We start from the raw sequence: 14572 nt of genomic DNA on the forward strand, positions 1-14572 counted from the left end.
ATAGAACAAGCCGCCCTCATAAATAGTTAAATAGCAACGCCCGGAAATCTACCGGGCGTTGTTAGTCAGATGCTTAGAAAATAAGGTAGCAATTCCGGTGTAGGTAGCTGCGCTATGGTACCTTGCTGATCCTTTGGCCGATGCCGTTTATATGTTTTCTGTACCTGCACAGTAGTCGCATGTCCAAGCAGGTAGGCAATGGTTACATCATCCACCAGCTTATCCTGCAACAGTATCGAAAAACTTAATCTCGCACATGACCAGGTGATATGTTTTTTAATGGTCGTTGCACTTACCCACTCGATAAGGATCTTATTTGCCCCGTCTGCACTAGGTAACCCGAATACAAACTGCCCACTGATGTCAGTATTTTCAGGTAAAGTGACCTCCAGGACCTTCCTGCGTTTTTCTAGGATCATACGGGCTATTGGATGGAGCGTTAACGTAACGGGCAGACCTGTTTTGGCTTGTATAATTCGGGTAGTAAGTATCGCACCTTTGATTTGGCCCCAACGTAACTGGCTTACATCCACCCAACGCAGGCCGGTATAGCAGCAGAAGATAAAGGCTTCCTGTACCTCCCTGTTAAAACAAGGGGTGTTAAGTAGCTCCAGGTATTCTTCTACTTCCAGGAACTCTTTAAGATGGGTACTCGGATTGGATTTTGCACTTACTTTCTCTGTAGGATTTTGCCTGTAGTAACCATCGGCAGTAGCGGCGGCCAACACCCATTTAAATCGGGTATAATAATCGGAAGGCGTTTCGCCTGTATATTTATCTAGTAAATAGCGGCGAAACGCTTTGCAAAGATTTTCATTTACTTCTATCGGCGCCACGTAATCTTTACCAATGAACTTTTTGAACTGGGCTAGGCTGCATTGTAAATGCCGGTTGCCTTTTCGTTTATGTGTCTTTACGTATTCTTCGTAATAATCCAGAAAATTTTGCTTGAATTTATGCGGCGGGATAAAACCGGTGCCCACCGCCTGGCTTTCTATGATTAACTGGCTTTTCTTTAATTCAATGAGTGAAAGCGCCTGCTTGTTGTGGTTCTTTTCTGTTTGGTCTTTCGGTTTGGTGTAAATAAAAATGCCGGTAGTAGGTCGCTGTCCCTTGCCTCTGCCAAAGTCATAATAGAATACGATCTTGTCGCCTTTTTTTGTCTTTCTCTCCAGGAAATTCATACTGCACACATTTTAAAGGTGATGCAATCCCGGCACAAGGATAGTGCCGTGCCGGCTTTCAAAGTCACACTGATAGCGCCATCGCAAGGAAATGGAAGAAAGGCGTCCAAAGATTTTTTTTTGTACACAACTGCCGGTGTGTCAGAAAAAAATGGTGTGTCACAAACGCGGTAAAACTGTCTGTTTTGGGTGTCATGAAAGGCACAAACGTGCTGGTCGTGTTCTCCCACCCGCACACGAATTTGGTGTGTCATTTGGTGTGTCAATTATGTGTCAACGATAGTGGGAGAAAGCGGAGGAAATGCGGAGAAAACGGAATTGACTAAAAACAAAAAAGGTTGTAAATCAATGACTTACAACCTTTTGACGTGCCCAGAACTGGATTCGAACCAGCACACCCTTGCAGGCGCTGCGACCTGAACACAGTGCGTCTACCAATTTCGCCATCTGGGCATCATTTTCCGTGTTTCAGGGTCGCAAATATAATCACCTTTTTTATTTCCACAAATTTTTTTTCCGTATACCCGTTCCCGTTACCCCCAAAAACCTCCACCGGATTTAACTTAACTTACACTCTTAAACACAGCCAGATGCAACTCCTGATCAACAGCATTGCCGCCCACGTAACCCTCACACAGGAAGCCATGCAGCGCATTCCCGCTTTCTTCGAGCCGATGGAAACCAAACGTGCCGACTTCCTCCTCAGAGAAGGCCAGGTTTGCCGCCACGAATACTTCGTGCTGAACGGATGCTGCCGCCAGTACGAAACCGATGCTGCCGGCAATACGAATATTCTTCATTTTGCCGTGGAAGGCTGGTGGATCACGGATCTCGACAGCATGCTCGCTGAAACGCCTTCGCTGTTTAATATCGATGTAGTTGAAGCAGGTACGGTATTGCGCATCTCCCAACAGCAACTGGAAGCCCTGTTCCTCGAAATACCGGCCGTGGAACGCTACTACCGCATTATCTCCCAAAGAGCCTACGCTGCCCTGCAACGCCGCATTCTCTTTCTACAGAAGCCTGCACTGGTGCGGTACCAGGAATGGCTGGCCCGTTACCCCTTTCTCGAAAAAAGACTACCTCAATATCAAATAGCCGCTTACCTCGGTATTACTCCGGAATCGTTGAGCCGTTTACGTAATAAGATCGCTAAATTCTGACATAGCATTTCTTACCAAATGTCAATGTTGGGGAAGATAAACACATAGAGCTTTGCGTTAAAATTTGACCAACATGACAACTGATCTGTTATTCCAGCCATTTCAGCTGAACGGGCTGCAGATACCCAACAGGATAACGGTAGCTCCCATGAGCCGCGCCAGCGCCACATTAGCAGGGGTGCCCTCCAATGCTATGGCCGACTATTACGAACGCTTTGCCCGTGGCGGATTCGGGCTGATCATTTCGGAAGGCCTGTACACCGATCAATTGTTCAGCCAGGCCTATCCGCACCAGCCGGGAATAGTGACTGATGCTCAGATAAACGGCTGGCGCCGGCTGAACGAAATCGTAAACACCCATGGCAGTATTTTCATCGCGCAACTAATGCATGCCGGCGCGCTATCGCAGCACCTTACGCACACCGCTGCACCTTCTGCCGTACAGCCCATGGGGCAAAAACTGAAGTCCTATGGCGGAGGCGATGGCGCTTTCCCTTTGCCGGCTGCCATGAGCCCCGAAGATATCGCCCACGCGGTGGCAGGATACGTCCATGCCGCCCGGAATGCGATGCTGGCGGGTTTCAAAGGAGTAGAGATACATGCAGCCAACGGCTACCTGCCCGATCAGTTCCTGACGCCTTATACCAACCTGCGAACGGATCAATACGGCGGTACTGTTCCCAATCGCATGCGCTTTATTGCAGAGATTATCGCGGCGGTGAGGAAAGAGGTGCCTGCAGGGTTTATCGTAGGACTACGCATTTCCGAAGGAAAGGTCAATAACTTTTCTTACCGCTGGCCCGGTGGTGCTGATACTGCCCGTGCTGTATTAACAGAAGTGCAGAAAGTAAGCCCGGATTATGTACACGTTTCTGCTGAAGGCGGAAGTTGGGCTACCACCGGTTTTTATGATTCAGGGGAGTCACTGACGGGAATGACTAAACGTATTGTGGACGTGCCTGTTATTGCTAATGGTGGACTGGAAGATACTGCCGTTGCGGGCCGGGTATTGGAAGAAGGCCATGCCGACTTTATTTCGCTGGGAAAAGGAGCGCTGGCCAACCCCGATTGGCCACATAAGGTACGGAGCGGGCAGGCATTGCTGCCTTTTGATCGTTCTATGGCTGTACCTTTTCCTCCATTAAACTAGCGAGGGCTTTTTTGTGACCGTACAAATATAAAAGTCATGGCACTTCCCAGCCACCCTAACAGTCCGCACATGGCCATTATCTTCCCATAGGTCCGGATAAAATGCTGATGATATATTTGGGTGACCAGTATCTGCTGACTACCCGGCAGCCCTTCCGGAACAGCCGCATTACCGAGGTTGGCCGTCTGCGCCATAATAGCAGCTTTCTGCGTAACCGTTAGCGGCAGCTGCTCCAGTGAATGCTGTACAGACTCCGAGAAAAATACTACCGCCAGTGCACCAAAGATCGCCACGGCAAATACGCCGGAAATCCTGGTGATGGCATTGTTCACGCCGGAAGCGGTGCCGGAAAGCTGGCTGCCCACACATCCCATCACGGTGGCGGTAAGTGGCGCTACGGTGATGGTCATGCCCATGCCCAGTACCAGGATACCGGGAAAGAAAGTCGTCCAGTAGGCGGAAGGACCTTTAGTCTGCTGCACCAGCGACAGCAACAGCATGCCGGTGCCCGCGAGAAAAGGACCAATGATCAGAAACCACCGCGGTCCGTACTTATCAGCCATACTGCCCGCCAGCCGGGCCAGGAATACCATCAGCAGCGTGAACGGAAGAAAAGACAGGCCCGACTCCAGCTGACTGTAGCCCTGTACCTGCACCATGTTCAGCGAAAGAAACAGCATGTTGCCACTAAGGCCGGCATACAGGAAAAAAGTGAGCAGATTGGTACCGGTAAACGTCCGGTTGTTAAAGAGATATAGTGGCAGCATCGGATGCTGCGTGCGCCGCTCCGTGATAATGAAAGCCGCCAGCAACAACAGTCCTGCGAGGATGCTGCCATAAGCCGGAAGACTGCTGAAACCGGATACAGGCACCCGCAGGAAGCCAAAAGTCAGCAGTGCCAGTCCGCATACAATAAGCACCGCGCCGGAATAATCCTGCGCCGGCGCATCTGCAGGCACTTCCTGTTCGGCCACTTTCCACCACAGGCATAAAAGGGCTATAACGCCAATGGGTATATTAATGAAGAAAATGTACCGCCACAAGCCGGCGTCGGCCAGTGCGCCGCCCAGGACAGGCCCGCCAATAGTCACCAATGTGGTAGCGGACGACCAGGTACCGATCGCTTTGCCTCTTTCCGCTTCATTGATGGCGGAAGAGATAAGAGACAGGCTGCCAGGGATCATCAGTGCACCGCCGATGCCCTGCAGCATCCGGAAGAGGATCAGCATAGTGACGTTGCCGGCCAATCCACAGGCTGCGGAGCCGGCAATGAAAATAAGAATGCCCGTCATGAAAATACGGCGCCGCCCCAGCCGGTCGCCCAGCGTGCCGCCCACCAGGATAAGGGCTGCCAGCATCAGCATGTAGGCATTCAATACCCAGAATAGTTCCGTGCCGGATGCATGCAGGCTGCGTTGAAGGGAAGGCAGCGCCACGTTCAGCGCGGTGGTGTCTATGAATGCCATGGCTGAAGCCAGTATGGAGGAAGTGACCACCCATCTGCCCGCTGCGCTGGAGAATGATACAGTCGACATATTACAGCCCGTTTTGCTTTGCATAACGTTCATTTGCTCCAAATGTTCCACAAAACATCTAACGGATTTTTAGCGATCTCCACTGTAAGAAGCACACCGAACTCTATAAGGTAGTGGTACTGTATCAGCTATCGCCACTTCACAGCAGAGGAGACACTAACCGGAATGGCTAAACGTATATTGTGCAACCATATCTTTTCCACCATCTTACAAAAAAGGGCCGGAATCCCGGCCCTTTTCATTATACTTTATAATACTGCTCCCAGCCTTTCCGCGGCGGAGGTCCCACCAGCAGCTCGTTGGCATGTTTGTTATTAGTAATGATCTTTTTCGTACGGTCAAATTCCAGTTTGGAACCCGTCCACTGCGCCAGCACCCCAAGGCAGAATACCTGGCTGAGCGGACCTGCAATCGCAAATGGAGACCGGGTTTGTTCTTCCCCTTTACAGGCCAGCAGGAAATTTTTGAAGTGGTTAGACGGACTAGGCGGTACTACCGGTAATTTACCGGCCATTTCCCTGGCTTTTTCCTCCGGAATGATCGAGAGGGTACTGCCATGCGAACCGCCCTTAAACGTGAGCTCTTTGCTGTAAATGATCTTCCCCGGATTCAGCTTGGCCGGTGCAATGGCGCCATTGCTCGGAGGGGGTATATTCGGATCCAGCCCGGATACGCCATAGCCTTTAGGGATAGGCGGCAGATTGTCGACCCCGTCGTACCACGTTACATCCAATGCCGGCATGTTGCCCCGTTTCGGGAATCTGAATGCCAGCGTAGACGACATCGGATAAAAGAAATCATTATGCCCGGTCAGCTTCACGGGTTCCACTTCATAAGGAAGCCCCAGATCCAGGAATTGATGCGCGGTGTCGAGGATATGCGCGCCCCAGTCGCCCAGCGCTCCCATACCGAAATCGAACCAGCATCGCCACTGGCCGTTCACGAAATCTTTATTGTAAGAATGCCCCTGTGTAGTGGTTTGCCATACATCCCAGCTCAGTGTAGCCGGAACCGGTTCTGCCGGCGGAAACGCCGTGATGTTCGGATTCCACCCGTGCCAGCGCCTGGGTGAGTTCATATGCGCCGTGATGGCCGTCACATCTTTGATAATACCGGCATCCACCCATGCTTTGAACTGGAAATAGTTGGCTTCGGAATGCCCCTGGTTGCCCATCTGGGTAACTACCTTGTCGTATTTCCGCGCAGCTTTCATCATCAGCTCTACTTCGTTGAAAGTACGCGCCATCGGTTTTTCTACGTATACATGTTTGCCCAGTGCCATCGCCATCATCGTAATGGGAAAATGTGAGAAGTCGGGCACACCAATAGAAACGGCATCTATCTGGTTGGCCATTTTATCGAACATCTGGCGGAAGTCCTGAAACCGCGGCACATTCGGGAACTGCTTCAGCGTTTCTTGGGTATGCGGTGCGCCCATGTCTACATCACAAAGCGCCACGATGTTAGCCAGACCGGTTTTATACAATGCCTGGATAATTTCGCCGCCCCGGTTACCAATACCTATACAGGCCAGGTTCACTTTTTCATTAGGCCCCAGTTTACGTGGCAGCGGCCTTGCTGCCGCCATCAGCAGGCCTGGTGTAGCCGTGGCCAGTGAGGCCAACGCTGCCTGTTTCAGAAAGTTTCTTCTGGAAAATTTACTATAGCTCATCCCGTTGTGTTATTTGTCTCCCTAAAATATTCAAAAAAAATTACCAATTCAGATTTTGTTGCAGCGCAATATCTCTGCTTATCTTTGAACGGTTATCAGCTAAAGCATGGAACAGTTCACGGAACAGATAAGAAGGATCAGTATTAAACTGCGTGAGGCAGGGAAGGCAGATCGTAAATTCAAAGTCTTCGGAGCAGACAAACACAAATATAAATTGTATAAACCGCTCAAACCTATACAGGTAGCGGAATTCGAAGCTCAATACGAGATTACCCTGCCGGAAAGTTTTAAGGCATTTCTGTTGTACATCGGCAACGGTGGCCCTTCTTATATGGAATCGGCTGCAGGCCCGTTCTATGGCATTTATCCGCTGGGGAATAATGTAGATGAACTGACCGGTACACCCAAACAACATCTCAAACTCCCGGTGGCGATCTTTCCGGGCATGAATGGCGACGATTGGAAAGCACTCACAAAAGATATCGACGAATGCGCGGACGATATTTCCGATGAAGACTTTGAAACATTGCTGGGCCATGTATATGGCGGCATTCTGCCGCTGGGTTCCCAGGGTTGTTCATATCTGCATGCCCTCCTCCTCAATGGCCCGCACGCTGGTAAAGTGGTGAATGTTGATATCGACAGGCAGAAACCCGTGTTCACCTATGAAGCTAATTTCCTTGATTGGTACGAGCGATGGCTCGATGAAGTGATCTCCGGTGACCTGCGCCAGGACAGCGCTTCCTGGTTTGGTTATTCTATGGGTGGTACAGCCGGTAGCCTGGTGGAAAAATTTTACCACTTCACTAATCCGGATGAAAAAGAAGCCTGCCTGGATGGCCTTGTGCGGAAACACCAACTGGAACCAGCGGTGTTGCAAATAGTGGAAAAAGAATGCAGGGAAGGAGAGGAGCGCTATCGGAAATTATGGCTGCAGATCCTTACGAAGGCAGACTATGCCCGTGCAAAACCTTACCTCGCAGCCTATGCAGATACTGATCTGCTGGCTGTTTTCAGCTTCGTGTACTGGTATGCTAAAAAACATGGTGCCGACTGGTACCAGACGATCGTGCAACATATCCACCGCATTAATGACGCAGAAACATTCCGTTTTTGTACTTACCTGTTAAGGGAGATGAGGGCTGGCTACGGTGAGCTCATTGCGCCATTCACGCAGCATCCCGTTGCAGACATCAGGGTAACTGCTTTTTATACCTTAGGTCAGCTGCCCCAAAAAATACAATACCTCGATCTGTTTATCGCCGGTCTGAACGATGAAGCTACAAAGGTGGTACGCACGACGCTACAGGCACTGGACGGTGTCAATAGTAAGGGCCTGTTACTGCCCTATAAAAGCCTGCTGGAGAGGTTTCCGGTGGAGCAGGATTATATCCTTTCTAACCTGCATCAACAGTTGCGCAAAATGAATATCACTGCAGCGGAATTGCGTAAAATGGAAGGCTGACAACGCCAGCTAAATGCGCCAAATAGCTTAAATTTGGAGAGCATAAATCACAGGTTATGGATACCGTTGTTCCCGATTTTCTCAAATCTGTTAACCAGGTTCCCGTACTGGAAGATTTTAATTCCTTTACAGCCAATGAAGTGCTGCAACACACTGTAAATGCTTATGGCGGCAGCTGGATAAATGACGAGGCCGCTGCATTCGGCAAACTCATGGGCAGCCACAGAATGTTGGAGGCTGGTTTTCTGGCCAACAGGCAGCTACCGGTGCTGAAAACACACGATCGCTTTGGCAGCCGCCTCGATGTGGTGGAGTTCCATCCTGCCTATCACCAGATGATGGAGGTAGCCATCAGGCATCATGTGCATTCCATCGCCTGGACCTCCGAAAACACCGGTGCTTACCTGGCGCACAGCGTATTGTCTTACCTGAAACAGCAGATAGATGAAGGTACCAGCTGTCCGCTTACGATGACCTTTGCCGTAGTTCCTTCCCTTAAAATAGAGCCGGACCTCGCACAGGAATGGCTCCCCCTGGTGCTTTCCGGCGAATACGACGAACGGCATATTCCCTACTTCGCCAAGAAAGGCGTTACATTCGGCATGGCCATGACAGAACCGCAGGGCGGCAGCGACGTGCGGGCGAATACCACGTTCGCTAAACCTGCCGGCAATGGCATCTACCGGATCACAGGCCGGAAATGGTTCTGCAGCGCCCCCATGAGCGATGCTTTTCTTGTGTTGGCGCAAACGGGAAAAGGAATGAGTTGTTTTTTGGTACCGCGCTTTACACCCGAAGGGGAAAAGAATAAAATTTATTTCCAGCGACTGAAAGATAAGCTGGGCAACAAATCCAACGCCTCTGCTGAAGTGGAGTTCCACGACGCCTGGGGTCGCATCATCGGAGAAGAGGGCAGGGGCATCGTCAATATCATGGAAATGGTACGCCATACCCGCCTCGATTGTGCCGTAGGATCCGCCGCTACTATGCAAAGGGCGCTGGCAGAAGCGGTGCATCACTGTCATCACCGCAGCGTATTCGGGAAAAAGCTGATCGATCAGCCGTTGATGAGAAATGTGCTGGCGGATCTTTGCCTGGAGTCCGAAGCAGCCACCACCCTGGCGATGCGCCTGGCGAAAGGATTCGATGATGCGCTGTTTGATGAAGAGGCGATGCACTTCACCCGCATTGCCACCGCCGTGGGCAAGTTCTGGAATACCAAAAGAGCCGTGCTCGTGCTGGGAGAAGCGCTGGAATGCATCGGCGGCAACGGGTACGTGGAAGAATCCATTATGCCCCGTCTGTACCGCGATGTACCCGTGAACGCCATCTGGGAAGGCTCCGGCAATGTACAGGCATTGGATGTGCTGCGCGCTATGCAGAAAGAACCCGCCAGCCTCGAAGCCCTCATGAATTATTTCAGGAAAGCCAAAGGACTCGATACTACACTCGATCAGCACCTCGGCCACCTGAAACAACTGCTGGCCGATCCGGCCGATCACGAGTTCAAAGCCCGTATCATCGTCGAAAAAATTGCACTGGCAATGCAGGCTACAGAGCTGATGTATCACGCTCCAGCTGCCGTAGCCGCACTGTTCTGCAGTTCCAGACTCGCTGCGAACCGGAACACCACCTGGGGCACACTGGAAAACAGCGCAGCACTGGAAGAAGTGATCAATCGCACTTATTGTACCTCAAAAGAGAAATGTTATTGAATTCAATGTTTCTTTTTTATCTTTTGAGGAACATTTACCCTGCTCATGAGAAATTGTTACCTTTTTATCCTCCTGTTACTGCCAGCTGTTGTATTTGCCCAAAACAGAAAACCCGACCGCAAGCTGCAGGAAGCCCTGCAACAGATCGTTAGCAATTTTCATGGCACCGCCGGCGTATATGTACAAAACCTGAAAACCGGCCAGTGGGCCGCCGTGAATGCGGATACTATTTTTCCTACTGCCAGTATAGTAAAGATACCTTTGCTGGTAGGATTGTTTAGCAAGATAGATAAAGGCGAATTGGGCTACCATCAAACGCTCATATACAGAGATTCCGCTAAATACGGCGGATCCGGGCTGATGCAGTTTTTCAAAGACAGCTCCGCCACAGAAGTAAGCATACTGGCCGCTTTGATGATGGCCTACAGCGATAATACCACTTCGCTCTGGAACCAGGCACTCGCCGGAGGCGGCGCTGAAGTGAACAAACTGCTGGAACAATACGGCCTGAAAGATACCCGCGTCAATTCCCGCACTCCCGGCCGGGAGGAAAACCGTAAGGTATTCGGCTGGGGACAAACCACGCCCCGCGAAATGGCCACCCTGCTTGCTAAGATCCACGCCGGCGAAGTGATCAGTCGCCCCGCCAGCGAACGGATGTACCGCCTCATGACGAAAGGCTACTACGATGAACAGGCCCTGACACAGATTCCGCCTTTTATACAGGCTGCCGCCAAAACCGGCTCTGTAGACGAGTCCCGCTCGGAAGTAGTGTTGGTGAACGCTCCGCATGGCGACTATGTGTTCTATGTGGGCACCAAAAATATCAAAGACCAGCGCTGGGAACCCGATAATGAAGCCGTTGAAATGATCCGTACTGTTTCCGCCCTGTTATGGAAACGTTTTGAACCCAAAAGTGACTGGACGCCGGTATTCCGTAAAGATAAATTCTGAGGATCTTTTGGACACCGGAAACCGTCCACATGTCAAATATCTTTTTCCATACTTCGCCGGGACGATAGGTTTGTGAAAAATTCATCTCATGCAACCTTCTTCCACCCCCCGGCAGGCCTACCTCGATTGGCTGCGCATCATTGCCATCATAGGAGTATTGTTTTTCCACTCAGCTATGCCTTATGTGGCCGGGTGGGACTGGCATATCAAGAATAAAGAAACCAGTAACGTGCTGCTCGAGTTCAACGATTTCCTGCATCGTTTCCGGATGCCGCTGCTGTTCTTTATCTCCGGCACCGTTAGTTACTACATGATGCAACGCAGAACCGGCGGGTCTTTCATTGTGCTGAGGCTGAAACGTCTTTTTATTCCGTTGCTGGTGAGTATGCTGATCATTGTACCGCCGCAGGTGTATATGGAGCGGTTAACACAGGGCTTTAAAGGCAATTTCCGGGATTTTTATCCCAGCATATTCACTACCGGCGCGTATCCGCATGGCAATATGAGCTGGCATCACCTGTGGTTTATCTGCTACCTGGTGGTATACGATATTCTGTTTGCACCTTTCTTCGCCTGGCTGGTGAGCGACAGGGGGAAACGGTTTTTACAACGTTTCAACCGGATAGCCACTGGTAGTAACATCTACCTGATTATACTTCCCGGCATCATCATCTATACAGTTATGGCGTTCAGATTCCCGGAAACCAACGATCTTGTGCACGACTATGGCTATTTCCCCTATTGGCTGACCTACGTGCTGGCCGGGTTTATCTGCATCGCCAACCCGGTGTTCATGGACAGCATTGAACGTAACCGCCGTACTTCGCTGCTCATTGCCTTTATCACCATCATCTTCATCAATTACCTGCGCTGGAACAAGCTGGAACCCTGGGTGGCGCTCGCAGATTTCAGGCATGATCCGCGTACGTATCTCTTTATGACCCTCTCCGCCATATCAGCCTGGATGTGGGTTCTGACAGCAGTAGGATACGGTAAAAAATACCTTAACAGGAAATGGTCAGGTCTGAACTATCTCAACCAGGCAGTATATCCTTTTTATATTCTTCATCAGACGGTGATCGTTATCATTACCTATTATGTTGTGCAGGCGCCGGATGGCATAGGGTTGAAATATACATTTACCGTACTGGTTACTTTCCTGGTAAGTATGGCGATCTTTCACCTGTTTATCAGGCCTTTTGCAGTGATGCGTTTCCTGTTTGGTATGAAAACCGAAAAACGGGCAAAAGCTAACACCCTCAATGCTATTGAAACGCCGGTTATACCGGCGCTATCTGCCTAATTAGTTGTAACTTTCTGAGGTTATTATGAAGCTATTCTGGAAATATATTTTCCCGCCATTATACGGTCTGCTGGTGTATTTTACCGTTCGCCTGCTGGCAGATACGGGCTCTGGTATAAAATTCTGGCACCGGCCGATAGCGCTGAACAGTATTGAAATAGGTACCAGTATGGTGATGGGCTATGTTTTTATTGGGGGCTTCAACCGCTTGTTCCGTTATTTCGATCGTCAGCGTGTCCCCGGATTTTCTTACCGGATTATCCTGAATGAGCTGTTTTATATCTTCCTCTTCAACCTGGTGGTACAGAATGCAGTATTGACGCCGATGGCAGCGCTTACAGATGACGGTTTATCATGGGAGGATTTCGCGGATATCAATGTGATACCACTGTTGTATGCACTGATTTACTACGGAGTGTGCAGAACCAATACCTTTTTGCAGGCCTATGTGGAAAACCGGCTGCAATTGGAAAAAATGATGACAGACAAACTGCAGACGGAGCTGAAATTCCTGCGGGCGCAATATCATCCGCATTTCCTGTTTAATGCCCTGAATACCATTTATTTTCAGATGGATGAAGATGTAAAGGCAGCAAAGAAAACAGTGGAAAGCTTCTCGGAGCTCCTGCGTTACCAGCTGTATGATCAGCAACAAACTGTGAATATCAGCACCGAAATACAGTATATACAGAATTTCATCGGGCTGCAACAGATAAGAGCGTCCCGGAAACTGAAGCTTCGGGTCGATTTCGACAGTCACCTGAATGGGGAACAGGTATACCCGCTGCTTTTCCTGCCATTAGTGGAAAACGCTTTTAAATATGTAGGAGGAAATTTTCTGATAGATATGCAAATGAAACGAGAGGATCAGGAGATACATTTTTCTGTGCAGAACTCAATTCCACCCGTTGCGAATGCCCGTACCACTGGCGGTATAGGGCTGGAAAACCTGAAGCGCCGGCTGGAACTGCTATACCCCGGGCGGCATTCACTGATCACTGAAACAAGGGATGATAGCTATTTTGCAGTATTAAAACTTTCTTTATCCAATGGAGCAATTAACGATACGCTGCATCATCACGGATGATGAGCCGCTGGCGGCCAGAGGCATCCAGGGATATGCGGAAAAAATACCTTTCCTGGAGGTAGCAGCCGTATGTGAAGATGCGGTGGAGCTGAATTCCATGCTGAAGCAGCAACCGGTAGACCTGTTGTTCCTGGACATAGAAATGCCTTACATCTCAGGGATCGAGTTCCTGAAAAGCATCACCAACCCGCCCAAAGTGATTTTTACCACTGCTTACGAACGGTACGCCATACAGGGTTTTGAGCTCGACGTGTTAGATTATCTCGTAAAGCCCATTTCGTTTGAGCGCTTCCTGAAGGCCGCCAATAAAGCATTTGATTACTTTTCCACCCGGAGAAATGAAACAGATCAGCCCTACTTTTTTATTAAGGCAGATAATAAACTGGAAAAAGTATTATTCAGCGAAATACTATTCGCGGAAGCCCTGGGCAATTATGTAGCCATCTACACCACCGACCGGAAGATCATTTCCCACGCTACGCTGAAATCGTTACAGGACGGTCTTCCTGCGCGTCTTTTCCTGCAACCCCATAAATCATTTCTCGTCAATATCACCCATATCAGTGCCATTGAAGGCAATACCCTGCACATCGGCCGGCACGAAGTGCCGATCAGCAAATACCAGAAGGAGGAGGTGCTGGAGCGGATTGTGAATAGCCGGCTGTTGAGGAAATGAGTTACGAATTCGTAATTCTCGGGAAAAATCCTCAAATTTGATGTTGCCAACGATTATGTGGAATTATAGTGAACTTAGTGACGCGGAATTACTTCTCTTGGTGAAGAATGGGGAGGGGAATGCCTTTAGCGAGGTGTATTCCCGCCATTTCCGGCCGCTTTACCTGTATGCCTATAATATCCTCAACAACGAAGAAGAATGCTGTGATGCCATACAGGAGATATTTGTATGGCTTTGGGAAAACCGGACGAACCTGGAAATAGCCTCCCTGAAAGGCTACCTGATGGCCTCTGTTAAGTACCGCCTGGCCCGGATTATACAAACTTCCAAACGACGGGCAGAAATCCTCGCCTCCGGCACAGCACCTGCCACCTTTGCCCTGATTGATGACGATATAGAGGTAAAAGAACTCCGCAGAGTCATTAATGAATTTACCGAAACCCTGCCAGAACGTGCCCGGGAAATATTCCGTCTCAGCCGCCTGCAACATTTTTCCAACAAGGAAATAGCCGCCCGGATGGGCATTTCTGAGAAAACCGTTGAAAACCAGATCACCATTGCCCTGAAAAAACTTCGTTCAGACCTGTCCAGAAAAATGATCTCCTTCCTCCTGATGTAAATTTTTTTTTGCCCGCCTTTGGGGGATAGTTCTCCTTCATGTCTCTTAA

Annotated in this window: 12 protein-coding genes and 1 tRNA gene; 9 read left to right on the plus strand and 4 right to left on the minus strand. The window is 49.8% G+C overall.

The annotated features are described in order from the left end of the window. Positions 1 to 65: 65 nt before the first annotated feature. Positions 66 to 1184 carry a site-specific integrase gene (locus UNH61_RS05570; RefSeq protein WP_326991141.1) on the minus strand — a complete coding sequence of 373 codons (1119 nt, stop codon included), beginning with the start codon at positions 1182 to 1184 and terminating at the stop codon, positions 66 to 68. A 369-nt stretch (positions 1185 to 1553) separates the two neighbouring features. Then, positions 1554 to 1637: transfer RNA gene (locus UNH61_RS05575), tRNA-Leu, on the minus strand. Positions 1638 to 1774: 137 nt separating this feature from the next. Here UNH61_RS05575 and UNH61_RS05580 point away from each other — a divergent pair. Beyond that, entirely contained in the window at positions 1775 to 2347 is a 573-nt protein-coding gene (locus tag UNH61_RS05580; RefSeq protein WP_326991142.1) for a Crp/Fnr family transcriptional regulator, read from the plus strand. Between the two features lie 73 nt (positions 2348 to 2420). Beyond that, on the plus strand, positions 2421 to 3497 hold the full coding sequence (locus tag UNH61_RS05585) for an NADH:flavin oxidoreductase (RefSeq protein WP_326991143.1): 1077 nt from the start codon (positions 2421 to 2423) through the stop codon (positions 3495 to 3497). On the opposite strand, the gene UNH61_RS05590 is transcribed toward UNH61_RS05585, so the two are convergent. Together UNH61_RS05590 and UNH61_RS05595 are read right to left on the minus strand one after the other, a co-directional pair. Further along, positions 3494 to 5032: an MFS transporter gene (locus tag UNH61_RS05590; RefSeq protein WP_326991144.1), complete on the minus strand. Its 1539-nt coding sequence runs from the start codon at positions 5030 to 5032 to the stop codon at positions 3494 to 3496. The genes UNH61_RS05585 and UNH61_RS05590 overlap by 4 nt on opposite strands. Positions 5033 to 5273: 241 nt before the next feature. After that, positions 5274 to 6704, minus strand: a complete 1431-nt coding sequence (locus UNH61_RS05595; protein WP_326991145.1) for a Gfo/Idh/MocA family oxidoreductase — start codon at positions 6702 to 6704, stop codon at positions 5274 to 5276. A gap of 106 nt (positions 6705 to 6810) precedes the next feature. On the opposite strand from UNH61_RS05595, the gene UNH61_RS05600 reads away from it, so the two are divergent. The 7 genes from UNH61_RS05600 to UNH61_RS05630 all read left to right on the plus strand — a co-directional run bounded on the left by UNH61_RS05600 (position 6811) and on the right by UNH61_RS05630 (position 14523). Next, on the plus strand, positions 6811 to 8169 hold the full coding sequence (locus tag UNH61_RS05600) for an SMI1/KNR4 family protein (RefSeq protein ID WP_326991146.1): 1359 nt from the start codon (positions 6811 to 6813) through the stop codon (positions 8167 to 8169). Between the two features lie 56 nt (positions 8170 to 8225). Next, a complete protein-coding gene (locus UNH61_RS05605; RefSeq protein WP_326991147.1) occupies positions 8226 to 9884 on the plus strand; it encodes an acyl-CoA dehydrogenase family protein in 1659 nt (552 codons plus the stop codon). Between the two features lie 45 nt (positions 9885 to 9929). Then, positions 9930 to 10838: a serine hydrolase gene (locus UNH61_RS05610; protein ID WP_326991148.1), complete on the plus strand. Its 909-nt coding sequence runs from the start codon at positions 9930 to 9932 to the stop codon at positions 10836 to 10838. A gap of 88 nt (positions 10839 to 10926) precedes the next feature. After that, a complete protein-coding gene (locus tag UNH61_RS05615) occupies positions 10927 to 12141 on the plus strand; it encodes an acyltransferase family protein (RefSeq protein WP_326991149.1) in 1215 nt (404 codons plus the stop codon). Positions 12142 to 12166: 25 nt separating this feature from the next. Further along, positions 12167 to 13228, plus strand: coding sequence for a histidine kinase (locus UNH61_RS05620; protein ID WP_326991150.1), 1062 nt, complete (start codon positions 12167 to 12169; stop codon positions 13226 to 13228). Continuing rightward, positions 13191 to 13904 carry a LytTR family DNA-binding domain-containing protein gene (locus UNH61_RS05625; RefSeq protein WP_326991151.1) on the plus strand — a complete coding sequence of 238 codons (714 nt, stop codon included), beginning with the start codon at positions 13191 to 13193 and terminating at the stop codon, positions 13902 to 13904. Before UNH61_RS05620 ends, UNH61_RS05625 begins: the two co-directional genes overlap by 38 nt. A gap of 40 nt (positions 13905 to 13944) precedes the next feature. Further along, positions 13945 to 14523 carry an RNA polymerase sigma-70 factor gene (locus tag UNH61_RS05630; RefSeq protein ID WP_326991152.1) on the plus strand — a complete coding sequence of 193 codons (579 nt, stop codon included), beginning with the start codon at positions 13945 to 13947 and terminating at the stop codon, positions 14521 to 14523. Positions 14524 to 14572: the final 49 nt, after the last annotated feature.

Source organism: Chitinophaga sp. 180180018-3 (assembly GCF_037893185.1).
Lineage (GTDB): Bacteria > Bacteroidota > Bacteroidia > Chitinophagales > Chitinophagaceae > Chitinophaga.

What these genes read in the sequence shown, in the direction of transcription:
- UNH61_RS05570 (WP_326991141.1), bottom strand. Translation starts at nt 1,184, where the DNA reads ATGAATTTCCTGGAGAGAAAGACAAAAAAAGGCGACAAGATCGTATTC.
- UNH61_RS05580 (WP_326991142.1), top strand. Translation starts at nt 1,775, where the DNA reads ATGCAACTCCTGATCAACAGCATTGCCGCCCACGTAACCCTCACACAG.
- UNH61_RS05585 (WP_326991143.1), top strand. Translation starts at nt 2,421, where the DNA reads ATGACAACTGATCTGTTATTCCAGCCATTTCAGCTGAACGGGCTGCAG.
- UNH61_RS05590 (WP_326991144.1), bottom strand. Translation starts at nt 5,032, where the DNA reads ATGTCGACTGTATCATTCTCCAGCGCAGCGGGCAGATGGGTGGTCACT.
- UNH61_RS05595 (WP_326991145.1), bottom strand. Translation starts at nt 6,704, where the DNA reads ATGAGCTATAGTAAATTTTCCAGAAGAAACTTTCTGAAACAGGCAGCG.
- UNH61_RS05600 (WP_326991146.1), top strand. Translation starts at nt 6,811, where the DNA reads ATGGAACAGTTCACGGAACAGATAAGAAGGATCAGTATTAAACTGCGT.
- UNH61_RS05605 (WP_326991147.1), top strand. Translation starts at nt 8,226, where the DNA reads ATGGATACCGTTGTTCCCGATTTTCTCAAATCTGTTAACCAGGTTCCC.
- UNH61_RS05610 (WP_326991148.1), top strand. Translation starts at nt 9,930, where the DNA reads ATGAGAAATTGTTACCTTTTTATCCTCCTGTTACTGCCAGCTGTTGTA.
- UNH61_RS05615 (WP_326991149.1), top strand. Translation starts at nt 10,927, where the DNA reads ATGCAACCTTCTTCCACCCCCCGGCAGGCCTACCTCGATTGGCTGCGC.
- UNH61_RS05620 (WP_326991150.1), top strand. Translation starts at nt 12,167, where the DNA reads ATGAAGCTATTCTGGAAATATATTTTCCCGCCATTATACGGTCTGCTG.
- UNH61_RS05625 (WP_326991151.1), top strand. Translation starts at nt 13,191, where the DNA reads ATGGAGCAATTAACGATACGCTGCATCATCACGGATGATGAGCCGCTG.
- UNH61_RS05630 (WP_326991152.1), top strand. Translation starts at nt 13,945, where the DNA reads ATGTTGCCAACGATTATGTGGAATTATAGTGAACTTAGTGACGCGGAA.